The sequence below is a fragment of the Pseudomonas sp. BF-RE-25 genome (genome assembly GCF_019956105.1).
In the GTDB taxonomy this organism is placed as follows: domain Bacteria; phylum Pseudomonadota; class Gammaproteobacteria; order Pseudomonadales; family Pseudomonadaceae; genus Aquipseudomonas; species Aquipseudomonas migulae.
In genome coordinates, this window is record NZ_JAHBDB010000031.1 from 1 (window position 1) to 12,966 (window position 12,966).

13 protein-coding genes are annotated in these 12,966 nt (G+C 61.1%); 5 read left to right on the top strand and 8 right to left on the bottom strand.

Features of this window, described 5'->3' with window-relative positions; translation table 11 throughout:
• Positions 1 to 86: 86 nt before the first annotated feature.
• The gene (locus KGB24_RS15185) at positions 87 to 1,190 is read right to left on the bottom strand and encodes an enoyl-CoA hydratase/isomerase family protein (protein WP_223415216.1); all 1,104 of its coding nucleotides are present in this window, start codon (positions 1,188 to 1,190) and stop codon (positions 87 to 89) included.
• 132 nt (positions 1,191 to 1,322) lie between these two features.
• Between KGB24_RS15185 and ung the strand changes: the two genes are divergently transcribed.
• Positions 1,323 to 2,015 (top strand): uracil-DNA glycosylase, encoded by a 693-nt coding sequence (ung, locus tag KGB24_RS15190; RefSeq protein ID WP_008025785.1) that lies wholly within the window; start codon positions 1,323 to 1,325, stop codon positions 2,013 to 2,015.
• A 113-nt stretch (positions 2,016 to 2,128) separates the two neighbouring features.
• Here ung and KGB24_RS15195 read toward each other — a convergent pair whose 3' ends face one another.
• Genes KGB24_RS15195 through KGB24_RS15210 form a run of 4 tightly spaced genes read right to left on the bottom strand, consistent with a single transcriptional unit; the run spans position 2,129 to position 6,172 of the window.
• A complete protein-coding gene (locus KGB24_RS15195; RefSeq protein ID WP_223415215.1) occupies positions 2,129 to 3,169 on the bottom strand; it encodes an AbrB family transcriptional regulator in 1,041 nt (346 codons plus the stop codon).
• Entirely contained in the window at positions 3,162 to 4,676 is a 1,515-nt protein-coding gene (locus KGB24_RS15200) for a tripartite tricarboxylate transporter permease (RefSeq protein WP_008034898.1), read from the bottom strand. Before KGB24_RS15200 ends, KGB24_RS15195 begins: the two co-directional genes overlap by 8 nt.
• A 1-nt stretch (position 4,677) precedes the next feature.
• A complete protein-coding gene (locus KGB24_RS15205; protein WP_008034905.1) occupies positions 4,678 to 5,136 on the bottom strand; it encodes a tripartite tricarboxylate transporter TctB family protein in 459 nt (152 codons plus the stop codon).
• A gap of 58 nt (positions 5,137 to 5,194) precedes the next feature.
• Positions 5,195 to 6,172, bottom strand: coding sequence for a Bug family tripartite tricarboxylate transporter substrate binding protein (locus KGB24_RS15210; RefSeq protein WP_008036010.1), 978 nt, complete (start codon positions 6,170 to 6,172; stop codon positions 5,195 to 5,197).
• Positions 6,173 to 6,562: 390 nt separating this feature from the next.
• Between KGB24_RS15210 and KGB24_RS15215 the strand changes: the two genes are divergently transcribed.
• The gene (locus tag KGB24_RS15215; protein ID WP_008034908.1) at positions 6,563 to 7,234 is read left to right on the top strand and encodes a response regulator; all 672 of its coding nucleotides are present in this window, start codon (positions 6,563 to 6,565) and stop codon (positions 7,232 to 7,234) included.
• Entirely contained in the window at positions 7,227 to 8,612 is a 1,386-nt protein-coding gene (locus tag KGB24_RS15220; RefSeq protein WP_008034909.1) for a sensor histidine kinase, read from the top strand. Before KGB24_RS15215 ends, KGB24_RS15220 begins: the two co-directional genes overlap by 8 nt.
• Before the next feature lie 118 nt (positions 8,613 to 8,730).
• Here KGB24_RS15220 and KGB24_RS15225 read toward each other — a convergent pair whose 3' ends face one another.
• The gene (locus tag KGB24_RS15225; protein ID WP_008034910.1) at positions 8,731 to 9,552 is read right to left on the bottom strand and encodes an HDOD domain-containing protein; all 822 of its coding nucleotides are present in this window, start codon (positions 9,550 to 9,552) and stop codon (positions 8,731 to 8,733) included.
• A 35-nt stretch (positions 9,553 to 9,587) separates the two neighbouring features.
• Positions 9,588 to 10,529, bottom strand: coding sequence for a YgfZ/GcvT domain-containing protein (locus KGB24_RS15230; protein ID WP_223415214.1), 942 nt, complete (start codon positions 10,527 to 10,529; stop codon positions 9,588 to 9,590).
• 150 nt (positions 10,530 to 10,679) lie between these two features.
• Between KGB24_RS15230 and KGB24_RS15235 the strand changes: the two genes are divergently transcribed.
• Both KGB24_RS15235 and KGB24_RS15240 read left to right on the top strand, forming a co-directional pair.
• Positions 10,680 to 10,934, top strand: coding sequence for a succinate dehydrogenase assembly factor 2 (locus KGB24_RS15235; RefSeq protein WP_007944081.1), 255 nt, complete (start codon positions 10,680 to 10,682; stop codon positions 10,932 to 10,934).
• The gene (locus KGB24_RS15240; protein ID WP_223415213.1) at positions 10,918 to 11,370 is read left to right on the top strand and encodes a protein YgfX; all 453 of its coding nucleotides are present in this window, start codon (positions 10,918 to 10,920) and stop codon (positions 11,368 to 11,370) included. Before KGB24_RS15235 ends, KGB24_RS15240 begins: the two co-directional genes overlap by 17 nt.
• Here the strand turns inward: KGB24_RS15240 and nadB are convergent.
• Positions 11,339 to 12,955: an L-aspartate oxidase gene (gene nadB, locus KGB24_RS15245; protein WP_008034915.1), complete on the bottom strand. Its 1,617-nt coding sequence runs from the start codon at positions 12,953 to 12,955 to the stop codon at positions 11,339 to 11,341. The genes KGB24_RS15240 and nadB overlap by 32 nt on opposite strands.
• Between the last annotated feature and the right edge of the window lie 11 nt (positions 12,956 to 12,966).

Consider the following 12,966-nt stretch of genomic DNA (forward strand, 5'->3'; position numbering starts at 1 on the left):
CGCGAAGGCGGTGTATCAGGCAACATAATTCTGCCTGATACACCGCCTTCGCGAGCAAGCCCGCTCCCACATTTCGTTTTGTGACCTTACAAATCCGCCAGCGGATGCCGACCTTCCCAGACCTTGCGAAAATGCGCCTCCACCACCGCATCCGGCACGTGATTGATATCAGGCCAATGCCAATGCGGTTTCTGGTCTTTGTCGATCAACCGCGCACGCACGCCTTCGCTGAACTCCGGATGCCGGCAGCAGTTGAGGCTCAAGGTGTATTCCATCTGGAAAACCTGAGCCAGCGACATATGCCGGGCGCGGGATATCTGTTGCCAGACCAGATGAGCGGTCAGCGGCGAACCTTCACTCAGGGTCCGCGCCGCGCGGCTAAGTACCAAGTCCGTGCTATCACGCTGTTGGCTGATGGCTTTCCAGGCGCAGCGTATATCACTGACGTCCAGCAGTTCATCGATCTGCTGGCGACGCGGCAGCCATTGCGCTTCGGGCATTTGCGCCAGCGCTTCTTGCTGCAAGGCCTTGAGCAGGCTGTTGAGCTGCATCGGCGTCTGTTCCTGCCAGTTCAATTGCAGCAAGCCTTCGATCAGCTCTTCTTGCTGTTCATCGAGCAGGAAGCGGTCGGCCAGGCCCAGATCGATCGCATCGCGCCCGTTCATGTGCGCGCCAGTCAGGCCGAGGAACAAGCCGAGCTTGCCGGGCAGGCGCGACAGAAACCAACTGGCACCGACATCCGGATACAAACCAATGCTGATTTCCGGCATCGCCAAACGGCTGCTCGGGGTGACAATGCGGATGTTCGCGCCCTGCAGCAGGCCCATGCCGCCGCCGAGTACATAACCGTGACCCCAGCAGATCAGCGGTTTCGGGTAGGTGTGCAGGCTGAAGTCCAGCCGGTATTCCGCTGCGAAGAAAGTTGCGGCCAGCGGGGGCACTACGCCGGGGTGCGCGCGACAGGCTTCCACCAGGCTGCGCACTTCGCCACCGGCGCAAAAGGCCTTGGCGCCATGACCGCGCAATAGCACGCAGACGATTTGCGGATCCTTGGCCCAAGCGTCCAGTTGATCGCGCAGGGCGTTGATCATTGGCAAGGACAGGGCGTTCAGGGATTTTTCGGCATCCAGGCTGGCAACGCCGATGCGGGCGCCATCGGTGCCGGTGAGTTCTTCGAAGTGCAGATTCATCGTGACCTCGATCGGGAATTTGAGCGTTCAGTATGATCGCAATGCAGGAAAGTGCCGGATCTGCGTCAGATCAATTGACAAGCGTGATGGGCTTTCCTAGGGTTCGCCCCATTGTTTTTGCCGGATGTAACCATGACTGCTGACGACCGTATCAAACTCGAACCGAGCTGGAAGGAGGCACTGCGTGCCGAATTCGACCAGCCCTACATGGCAGAGTTGCGCGATTTCCTGCAACAGGAGCGTGCGGCCGGCAAGGAGATTTATCCGCCGGGCCCGATGATTTTCAACGCGCTCAACTCGACGCCGCTGGACAAGGTCAAGGTCGTCATTCTCGGTCAGGATCCGTATCACGGGCCAGGCCAGGCCCATGGATTGTGCTTCTCGGTGCAACCGGGCGTGCCGGCGCCGCCGTCGCTGGTGAACATCTATAAGGAGTTGAAACGCGACCTGAACATCGACATTCCCAATCACGGTTATCTGCAGAGCTGGGCCGATCAGGGCGTGTTGATGCTCAATACCACCATGACCGTCGAGCGCGCCAACGCCAATGCGCACAAGGACAAGGGCTGGCAGTTTTTTACCGACCGGATCATTGAAGTGGTCAGCCAACAGCAACCGCATCTGGTGTTCATGCTGTGGGGCGCCCATGCCCAGAGCAAACAGAAGCTGATCGACGCGACCAAGCATCTGGTGCTGACGTCGGTGCACCCGTCACCGCTGTCCGCTTATCGCGGGTTTCTCGGGTGCGGGCACTTCAGCCGGACCAACAAGTTTCTTGAGCAGAATGGCGAGACGCCGATTGATTGGCGGTTGCCGCCAGTCTAAAAAGCTTCGCGGGCAAGCCTCGCTCCTACAGGATTTGTGTCGAGCATATAATTCACAAACGACACAAACCCTGTAGGAGCGAGGCTTGCCCGCGAAGGGAGCGACTCGGTCTATCAGACCGAATCCGGATTCCGATTCCAATACTTGAACAACGGCTCCGCCAGAAACAACACAAACAACAACCGCATCACCTGCATCGCCGTCACCAGCGGCACCGACAATTGCAGGGTCTCCGCCGTCAGGCTCATCTCCGCAATCCCGCCGGGCATCATGCCCAGGGTCAGCGAACGCAAATCCAGATGTGTCAGCGCACTCAATCCCAAGGCTGCCGCCGTGGCGATCAACATGGTCAACACCGTACCAATCAACGTCCGCCCCATAAACGAAGGCGCACGCCGGAAAAACTGTCGATTGAAGTGGCAGCCCAATCCACTGCCGATCAGCCATTGGCCAATCTGGCTACCGCCGTTGGGCAAACCAATGTGCAGATCCCAACCAATGCTCACCGCCGCACTCACCAGCAACGGCCCGAACAGCCACGGGTTGGGTTGACGCAAACGTTCCCAAATCCACGCTGCCAAGGCGCCCGCCGGAAATAGAAGGGCCAGCCACCACCAGTTGACGGCCGTCGGATGAAAAACCGGTGCACCGTCGCCCAGCAAATACTTGAACGCCGCCGGTACGCAAAGCACCACCACCAGCACCCGCAGGCTTTGCCCGGCCGCTACGCGACTGAGCACCGCGCCATTGCGTGCGCCGAGGTTGACCATCTCCCCGGAGCCGCCGGGCATGCTGGAAAAGAATGCGGTGGCGCGATCCTCACCGGTGCGGCGCATCAACCAGACCCCGACCACGGCGGACAGGCTGGTGATCAACGCACCGAAGAAGATCAGGCCAAAGTGGCTCAACACCTGCTCCATCACCACCGGGGTGAAGTGCAGGCCGATGCCGATGCCGACGACCCACTGGCCGACCTTGCGGCCGCCAGGGATTTCGGCCAATTGCCAGGGCGTCAGGCAACGCACGAGGATGATCGCCAGCAACGAGCCGACCATCCACGGCAGTGGCCAGCCGATCTGGCTGGCCAGGTAACCGCCCAGCGCGCCGACCAGCGGCGTACCCCACCAGGCCTTGAAGGGTGTTCGATCAGACATCGGCGACCGCGCGACGAGCGACCGAACGTTTGCGCCAGATCCGCAGGATCGGCACCAGCAACATCACCACGATCAGCGCCCAGACACCCAGCGTGATCCCGCTCGACCAGAGAATCTCCAGCGAACCGTTGGAGATCGACAGTGCGCGGCGCAGATTCTGTTCCATCAAACCTCCGAGAATGAAGCCCAGCAAAACCGGCGACAACGGGAAATCCAGCTTGCGCAGAATGTAGCCGAAGATGCCGATGCCGATCATCAGGAACAGGTCGAAGGTGGTGGCATGCACCGCGAACACGCCGATGGCGGTAATGATCGCGATCATTGGTACCAGCGCCCAGTTCGGTACGGCGAGGATGCGGGTGAAGATGCGGATCATCGGAATGTTGAGGATCACCAGCATGATGTTGGCAATGAACAACGACGCGATCAGGCCCCAGACGATGTCCGGTTGCTGTTGGAACAACAGTGGGCCCGGCGTGATGTTGTACAGCGACAACGCACCGATCATCACCGCCGTCGTGCCCGAACCGGGAACGCCCAGGGTCAGCATCGGCACCAGCGCGCCGCAGGCTTCAGCACCGATGGCGGTTTCCGGAGCGGCCAGGCCGCGCTTGTCGCCCTGTCCGAATTTGCCGCTTGGGCCAGCGATACGTTTCTCGGTCATGTAGGCCACGGCGCTGGCAAGTGTTGCACCGGCGCCAGGCAAAACGCCCATGATGAAACCCAGCACACCGCACCGCATGTTCACCCAGAACACCGACGCAGCTTCCTTGAAGTTGAACATCATGCGGCCGGTGGCTTTGAACGCTTCCTGGCCACGATGGGTTTTTTCCAGCAGCAACAGGATTTCGCTGATGGAGAACAGGCCCAGCACCAACACCACGAACTGAATGCCGTCGGTGAGGTGGATGTTGTCGCCGGTGAAGCGGTAGACACCACTGTTGGCGTCGATGCCGACGGTCGACAGGAACAGGCCGATCAGCGCCGCGATAAAGGTCTTCAGCGGTCGATCACCGGCCATGCCGCCGAGGCAGACAATCGCGAACACCATCAGGACGAAATATTCCGCCGGACCGAAGGCAATCGCCCATTTCGCCAGGATCGGCGCGAACACCACCATCCCGCACGTGGCAATAAAGGCGCCGATGAACGAACTCCACGCCGACAGCGACAGCGCGACACCGGCCATGCCTTGACGGGCCATCGGGTAGCCGTCGAGGGTGGTCATGACGGTGGACGCTTCGCCCGGAATGTTCAGCAGGATCGAACTGATCCGGCCGCCGTACTCGCAACCCAGGTAAACAGCAGCCAGCAGGATCAGTGCCGATTCCGGTGGCAGCCCGAGGGCGAATGCAATCGGGATCAGCAACGCGACGCCGTTGATCGGACCGAGGCCGGGCAGCAGGCCGACGACGGTGCCGATCAGCGTGCCGCTGAGTGCGGTGACCAGGTTGTAAGGGGTCAGTGCGACGCCGAAGCCGTGACTCAAATAACCAAGCGTATCCATTTCAGTTCTCCAGAACGTCGAGCAGGCCCAGAGGCAGCGGCACGTCCATCACTTTGTCGAACAGCAGGTACAGACCGATGCTCATCAGGCTGATGATCACTGCGCTTGGCAACCAGCGTCCGCCGTACAGGCGCGCCATCGGAATGCCGATCAAAATGCTGCTGAGGATGAAACCCAACGGTTCGAACAGGCCGGCGAACACCAGCAGCAGCACCACGCAGCGGCCGATCTTGTGGAGGGTTTCACGGTCCAGCGGCGGGTCTTCTTCGGAGTGTTTAATCGGGGACGGGCGAAACACCATGTAGATCAGGCCCATTCCCATCAGCCCCAGCATCAGCAAGGGGAAGGCGCGAGGGCCGATCGGTTCGTAGGAAAAAGGCGCCTGGTAGGGCCAGGCCATCAGCACCAGGCTGGCGCAGGCCAGCAGCAGCACCGATGCGAAAATGCGTTGTACGAGCATGGGGAACTCCTGTGCCGCGACCCCGCAGAACGGGGCCGCAGCCGCTAGACAGAGGCGATCACTGAATCAGGCCGAACTCTTTGGCCAGCACTTTGTAGTCCGCGACCTGTTTCTTCACGTAGGTGTCCAGTTCCGGGCCGGTCATGGCGAACGGAAAGAGTTCACGCTGATCGCGTAGCTTGGCGAAATCATCGGAAGCCAGCAGTTTGTCGAAGGAGTCTTTCCACCAGGCGTAGTCTTCATCGCTGACTTTTGGCCCGAGGTAGAAACCGCGAACCACTGGCCAGACGATGTCGTAGCCTTGCTCTTTGGCGGTCGGAATGTCTTTCATTTCCGGCTCGTCCAGGCGCTTATCGGAGAACACCGCCAGCAGGCGCATGTCGCCGCTCTGGATGTGCGGCATGGAGTCGGAGATGTCGGTGCTGCCGACCTGGATGTGGCCGCCTAGCAGAGCGGTGGCGATTTCGCCGCCACCTTCGAGGGCGACGTAACGCAGATCGCGCGGGTTGATCCCGGCGGCCTTGGCGATCAACGCGGTTTGCATCCAGTCCTGGCTGCCGACGGTGCCGCCGGAACCGATCACCACTTTGCTTGGATCTTTCTTCAGCGCCTGAACGAGATCGTCGAGGGTCTTGTAAGGCGAATCGCTTTTAACCGCGATGGCGCCGTAGCTGGTGCCGACCGCTGCCAGCCAGCGAACGTTGGTTTCATCGAAACGACCGAACTTGCCCTGGGCCAGGTTCAGCAACGAGCCGCTGGACCACGCCACGAGCGTGCCGGCGTCGGCCGGACGCTGAGCGACCACCGCGTTGTACGCCACTGCGCCGACACCGCCGGGCATGTAGGTCACGCGCATCGGTTTGCTCAGCAGTTTCTCGTTCATCAGCGCGCTTTGCGCCAGTTTGCAGGTCAGGTCGAAACCGCCGCCGGGCGAGGCCGGGGCGATGCATTCCGGGCGCTTGGGCTCGGCCATCAGTTGGCCGGCAAACAGCATGCAGCTGGCGGCGAGGGCGAAACGGCGCAGTGATCGATTCATTGTTGTCTCCACGGGAGTTGTTGTTTTTGGGGATGTTTCAGGTGCGGCAGTTTCGCGTCGCGCAGCCGTTGATGGCGCTGACAAACGTAAACGACGGGAATTGAAAAAAGAGATGAGGCGGGCAAACCTGGAGCTGTGTGGACAGCATGGCGAAGTACCTCGTTATTGTTCTTATTGGCGAAAACGCATCGAGGCGTTTTTCGGGAGCTACATTTCAAAGCACGATCGATGGCTTTCAGTCGAAACCATCCGTGGGCCGACTCTAACGGTCGAACCTTTCACTAACCTTTCAGCGGACTTTCACGGTTTTCGGGCTTCACAGCGGCGGATGCGGCTGTAAACTCCGCGCCAAAGAATGGCGTCGAACATCCCTGAATGAGGTAAAGATCCATGCGTGTTCTGCTCGTCGAAGACCATCTGCAACTCGCCGACAGTGTCGCCCAGGCGCTCAAGAGCACCGGGCTGACCGTGGATGTGCTGCACGACGGCGTGGCCGCCGACCTGGCGCTGAGCAGCGAGGAATACGCCATGGCGATCCTCGATGTCGGCCTGCCGCGCATGGATGGCTTCGAGGTGCTGGCGCGCTTGCGGGCCCGGGGCAAGAACCTGCCGGTGCTGATGCTGACCGCCCGCAGCGACGTCAAGGATCGCGTGCATGGCTTGAACCTCGGCGCTGACGATTACCTGGCCAAACCGTTCGAACTGACCGAGCTCGAAGCCCGGGTCAAAGCCTTGCTGCGTCGCAGTGTGCTCGGCGGCGAACGGCAGCAGACCTGCGGTGTGCTGGCTTACGATCTGGACACCCGACGCTTCACCCTCGGCGATGAATTGCTGACCCTGACATCCCGCGAACAAGCGGTGCTCGAAGCGCTGATTGCGCGTCCCGGTCGGGTGATGAGCAAGGAACAACTGGCCGCCCAGGTGTTCGGTCTCGACGAAGAAGCCAGCCCCGACGCCATCGAAATCTACGTCCACCGCTTGCGCAAGAAACTCGACGGCCAACCGGTCGCCATCGTGACGTTCCGCGGCCTCGGCTATTTGCTGGAAAGCCGCGATGCATAAGCCCAGCAGCCTGCGCTGGCGGTTGCTGTGGAACCTCGCGCTGTTGCTGGTGGTGTTGATGCTGGCCAGTGGATTGAGCGCGTACTGGAATGGTCGCGAAGCCGCCGACACCGCGTATGACCGGACCTTGCTGGCTTCGGCGCGAACCATCGCCGCCGGGGTGTCCCAGCGTGACGGAACCCTCAGTGCCGATGTGCCTTACGTAGCGCTGGATACGTTTGCCTACGACAGTGCCGGGCGAATTTTTTACCTGGTCAACGACATTCACCAGAACCTGATTTCCGGCTACGAAAACCTTCCCGCTCCACCACCGGGAACGCCGCGCACCGATGACTATCCGGCGCTTGCCCGTTTCTACAACGCGACGTATCGGGGGCAGAACGTGCGGGTGGTCAGCCTGCTCAAGCCCGTGAGCGAGCCGAACATGAACGGCATGGCGGAAATTCGCGTGGCGGAAACCGACGAGGCACGCGTCAGCATGGCCCGTAGCCTGGCGGCAGACACGTTGTTGCGGCTGGGCATGCTGGCGGTCGGCGCGTTGCTGATGGTGTGGTTTGCGGTGAGTGCGGCGTTGCGTCCATTGGAACGCTTGCGCACGGCGGTGGAAGAGCGCCAGTCCGATGACTTGCGGCCGCTGCCGCTGGTCGAGGTGCAGCGAGAATTGTGGCCGTTGGTGCGTGCGCTCAATCACTTTACCGAGCGTCTGCGCGGGCAGTTCGAACGTCAGGCGCAGTTCATTGCCGATGCTGCGCATGAACTGCGCACGCCACTGGCGGCGCTCAAGGCGCGACTTGAACTCGGCTTGCGTTCGGGCGAACCCGAAACCTGGCGCAACACGCTGGAAACGGCAGCGCAAGGCACGGATCGTTTGACCCATCTGGCCAACCAATTGCTGTCGCTGGCGCGTGTCGAAAACGGTGCCCGGGCGATTGCCGAGGGCGGTGCACAATTACTCGATCTGAGTCAGCTGGCCCGGGAACTGGGCATGGCGATGGCGCCGCTGGCCCATGCCCGCGGCGTGGCGCTGGCGCTGGAAGCCGACGAACCGGTGTGGCTGCGCGGTGAGCCGACGCTGCTGAACGAGCTGTTGAGCAATCTGGTGGACAACGCGCTGGCCCATACGCCGCCCGGCGGCAATGTGATCCTGCGGGTTTCGGCGCCGGCGGTGCTGGAGGTCGAGGATGATGGGCCGGGGATTCCGCTGGAAGAGCGTGATCGGGTGTTCGAGCGCTTCTATCGGCGCAACCAGCAGGTGGCCGGGTCGGGGTTGGGGTTGGCGATTGTCGGCGAGATCTGCCGCGCGCATCTGGCACAGATCAGCCTGCACGATGGCGAGCAGGCGGGGTTGAAGGTGCGGGTGAGTTTTATCGCGGGGTAGTTTTGCGCTGTTAGGGCTGACCCCATCGCGAGCAGGCTCGCTCCCACAAGGATCTATGGTGCTGCATCGATCCAGTGTGGGAGCGAGCCTGCTCGCGATGGGTACGATGCGGTTTCCGCTAGTAAAACATCGACCGCGATTCTTCCAGATCCCTGCACATCGACTCATTCTCCGGGTCGATTCCCAGCTTCTTGAAGGCCGGCACGCCGAGCGGGTCGATACGGGCGATGGGGTGGTCGGTGTCCTTGTGGCAATACAAACTGGCCACTTGCACCAGATCCACATAGTCGACGCGCTCGGACTCGCGCTTGAAGTCCAGATACAGCCCCGGCACCTGTACCAGCATTTCCGGAAACTCCCAGACCCTGAGCAGTTTGTCGCCGAGCAGCGGGTGAATGTGGTCGATCACATGGTTCAGGCTGACCGGGTCCGACAGCAGCTCGTAGTGGTCTTCGGCGTAGGTCAGGATCGGCAGTACACCAATTTGATGCACCAGTCCGCCCAGCGCCGCCTGATCGGGCTTGAGCTGCGTGTAACTGCGGCACAGCGCGTAGCTGACCCCGGCGATTTCCAGGCTTTTGCGCCAGACATCGCGCATCTTTTTCTCCACCACGTCAGAGCGCGCATGGAAAATCTGCTCCATGACCAGACCGATGGCCAGGTTGCTGCTGTAATTGACGCCCAGGCGCGTGATTGCCGTGTGCAAGTCAGTGACTTCCTGGGTCGCGCGCAGCAGCGGGCTATTGACCACTTTGATCAGGCGCGCCGACAGCGCCGTATCACGGCCAATCACTTTACTCAGGGTGCTGACACTTATTTCCGGGTCTTCAGCGGCCTTGCGAATCTGCAGGGCCACTTCCGGCAACGTTGGCAGAACCAGGTCATCGTTATCGATGGCCTCAACCAAATCCTGTTGGACCTTATCCGCCAAATCGCTCATTTCTTTTCTCTAGGGTGTTGCAACAAGTACTGCTGTTAACGCTGGATCTCGCGATCGCGATCCAGTTCATAAGGCAAGTCAAGCAGATGCAGGGCCGGCCCTTCGATCGCGCCCAGATGGACTTCGCCACCTTCCGCCGCTTCGGCTTGCAAGACGGCCAGGAGTTCAATGTTTTGTCCGGCGTGCGCGGCAATCACCACTTCGCCGATGGAACTGCCGTGTGTCGGGGAAAACAAGGGCGTGCCGGGTTCAGGCAATGCACTGGCGTCCAGCTTCAGACGATACAAGCGGCGCTTGAGTTTGCCCAGGTACTGCATCCGCGCAACGATTTCCTGGCCGGTGTAGCAACCTTTCTTGAAGCTCACGCCGCCGACGGCCTGCAGATTGAGCATCTGCGGAATGAACAATTCGCGTGTGCCCGGCATCACCTGGCCGATCCCCGCGCGGACCTGGCCCAGCAGCCATTGATTGAGATCGCCCTCGGTCAGCAAAGCAGATAACCGGCCCTTGATGACGTCGGCCTGATCGGCGGCAACCCAGAGTTCGGCGCGGTCCGGTGAAACGCGGATGGCGATCAGCCCGTCATTGCGCGCCACGCTGTCGGTGTCCGCCGGCAGTTCGAGACCCAGGCCGATCAGGGCGGCATCGCCATGGTCAACGCCGAAGCGGACCCAGGCAGCGCTTTCATCGGTCAATTTCGATTTGGAGAACACCGCGTACTTCTTCAAGTCCGCCAGTTGCGGCTCCAGCAGCTCGGTGGCCATGGCCATGAGCACGCCATCACCTTGCAGCAGAATGCGGAAGCTCGATTGCATCCGGCCTTTCTGTGTGCAGCGCGCGCCGAGGCTGGCCTGGGTGTCGCTCAGGTAATTGAGGTTGCAGGTCAGTTGGCCTTGCAGAAATTTGCTGGCATCCGCGCCGCGGACCGCGAGAACGCCTTCATGAGACAGGGTGCAGAAAAAAGCAGAATCGGCCATGGGAGATCGCAGGGTAAAAGAGTCTGGGGGACATCATAAGGGGGCGCCCATGAAATGGGTAGTTCACAAAAGGTCGACAGTGCCCGACCAAAGCCGACTGTTCGATGGTGTCCGGGGCTGTATACTTGCCGCCTATTTGAGGAGCGCTCCATGGTCGAAGATGTTGAACTGAATCGCCTCTACTGGCACAGCCGCCGCGGCATGCTTGAACTTGACGTGTTGCTGGTGCCGTTCGTGAAAGAGGTCTACCCGCACCTCAATGATGTCGACCGCGATTGCTACCGCAAGCTGCTCGAATGCGAAGATCAGGACATGTTCGGCTGGTTCATGGAGCGCGCCGAGTCGGAAGATCCGGAGCTGCAGCGCATGGTTCGCATGATCCTGGATCGTGTCCAGCCCAAGTAATGCGTTCGAATGCCGCTGGCATGCCTCACGGCAGTTGCTGGCGGCGTATCTGTTGGCCCAACTGTTCGCGCTGGGTGCGTTGTTTCTGCTTGCCATACCGGTCTGGGCCAGCTTGCTCGGCGCTGTTTGCTGCCTGGCTCATGGCGTTTGGGCATTGCCACGCCAGATTTTGCTGATACACCCACAGGCGTTTCGCGGCTTGCGTCGCGATGCGGATGGCTGGCAGTTGTGGAATCAGGTGGCGGGTTGGCAGGCGGTTCAGCTACGGCCGGACAGCCTCGCGCTGCCGCTGGTCGTAGTCCTGCGTTTTCGCCTGCAGGGCGAGCGTCGGGTCCGGGCGATCTGTGTGCCCAGGGATTCGCAGGCGGCGGATGTGCACCGACGCCTGCGGGTTCGGCTCACGTTCAGTCGGCGTAGGTGGGCGGCACCAGAATAGTGTCCAGCGCCTCCGGCAGCAGGTTCGGGTAGTCGAGGGTGTAATGCAGGCCGCGACTTTCCTTGCGTTCCATGGCTGACTGAATCATCAGTTCCGCCACTTGGGCCAGGTTACGCAGCTCGATCAAGTCCCGGCTGACCTTGTAGTTACTGTAGAACTCGTCGATTTCGTCCAGCAACAGCCGCACGCGGTGCTGCGCACGTTGCAGGCGCTTGTTGGTGCGCACAATGCCGACGTAGTCCCACATGAATCGCCGCAGTTCATCCCAGTTGTGCGCAATGATCACGTCTTCATCCGAGTCGGTGACCTGGCTGGCATCCCAGACGGGCAGGGCGACCGGAATCGAAACCTGCGGCAGTTGCTCAAGAATGTCTTCCGCTGCCGAGCGTGCGTAAACGAAGCATTCCAGCAGCGAGTTGCTGGCCATGCGGTTGGCGCCGTGCAGGCCGGTGAAACTGGTTTCGCCAATTGCATACAGCCCCGGCACGTCGGTGCGGCCCTGCTGATCGACCATCACGCCGCCGCAGGTGTAGTGCGCCGCGGGAACCACCGGAATCGGTTGCTTGGTGATGTCGATGGAAAACTCCAGGCAGCGCTCGTACACCGTCGGGAAGTGCGTCTTGATGAACGCTTCCGGCTTGTGACTGATGTCCAGATAAACGCAATCGACACCCAGGCGTTTCATCTCATGGTCGATGGCCCGAGCGACGATGTCCCGTGGCGCCAGTTCGGCGCGCGGGTCGAAACGCTGCATGAAGCGTTCGCCATTGGGCAGCTTCAGGTGCGCACCTTCGCCGCGCAGGGCTTCGGTGATCAGGAAGCTCTTGGCTTGCGGGTGATACAGGCACGTCGGGTGAAACTGGTTGAACTCCAGGTTCGCCACCCGGCAGCCCGAACGCCAGGCCATGGCAATGCCATCACCGCAGGCGCCGTCGGGGTTGCTGGTATAGAGGTAGACCTTGGCGGCACCGCCGGACGCGAGGATCACGAAGCGTGCGCCGTAGGTGTCGACTTCCCCGGTGCCGCGGTTGAGCACGTAGGCGCCGAGGCAGCGGTCGCCTTCAAGGCCCAGGCGCTTCTCGGTGATCAGATCGACGGCGACCCGCTGTTCCAGCAACTCGATGTTGGGCCGTTGTCTGGCTTTGTCGAGCAGGGTTCTGAAAATCGCTGCGCCGGTGGCATCGGCTGCGTGAATGATGCGCCGATGGCTGTGACCGCCTTCGCGGGTCAGGTGAAACTCGAAACCGCCATCTTCGGTGCCGGATTGTTCATCGCGGGTGAACGGCACGCCTTGATCGATCAGCCATTGAATGGCCTCTTTACTGTGCTCGACGGTGAAGCGCACGGCGTCTTCGTGGCACAGGCCACCGCCGGCATTCAAGGTGTCATCGACGTGGGATTCAACGGTATCGGTGTCATCCAGCACGGCAGCGACACCGCCCTGGGCCCAGAAGGTCGAGCCATTGGCGAGGTCGCCTTTGCTCAGTACGGCAATGCGCAAATGATCGGGCAAGGTCAGCGCAAGGCTCAAACCGGCAGCACCGCTGCCAATCACCAGAACATCGTGTTGAAACTGTTGGCTCATTTCAGGATTCC